Source organism: Acetobacter okinawensis (assembly GCF_002153655.1).
GTDB lineage: Bacteria > Pseudomonadota > Alphaproteobacteria > Acetobacterales > Acetobacteraceae > Acetobacter > Acetobacter okinawensis_A.
The window spans coordinates 1-443 of record NZ_JOPJ01000065.1 but is presented as its reverse complement, the minus strand read 5'-3'; the positions used below and the strand labels follow the sequence as shown (position 1 = coordinate 443).

Annotated in this window: 1 pseudogene; it reads right to left on the bottom strand. The window is 58.7% G+C overall.

From position 1 onward, the window contains the following. Positions 1–443 (bottom strand): annotated as a pseudogene (locus HK26_RS13590) (hypothetical protein); the annotation flags it as partial.

The following is a 443-nucleotide window of genomic DNA, read 5'->3' as shown; positions in this document are numbered from 1 at the left end:
CCATTCATGATGTCTGCCAGCACAATGGCCGTACCATCCGACATGGCCGTGCCATCGGCCACCAGAGGTGTACCATCACTGGCATTGAGCGTGCCCGCAGGCAGCATCAGGCCGCCATTGATGCCAATATACTTGGCATACAGGTCCAGCTTGTTGGTGGCATCCGTCAGATGGATGATGCCGGTTGCAGGCCATGTGCTCAGATCGGCTGCTGTCAGCAGCACATCATTGCCGCTGTGGGCCTCGCTCTTGAGGGCATAGGTGCCAGTCACAGCAGGCGTGGCCTTGCTGTCTATGGCGATGGCAATTTTTGCCGTGCGCCAGTCCTCGGTCATGACGGCAGCCAGCATGTCATCATAGGTGCCATAGGACATAGCCCCGGAAATGGAGCCGGATGCGGAAACCTGCGTCACTACGGTCTGGCTGGTCTCCGCCAGTTCGTT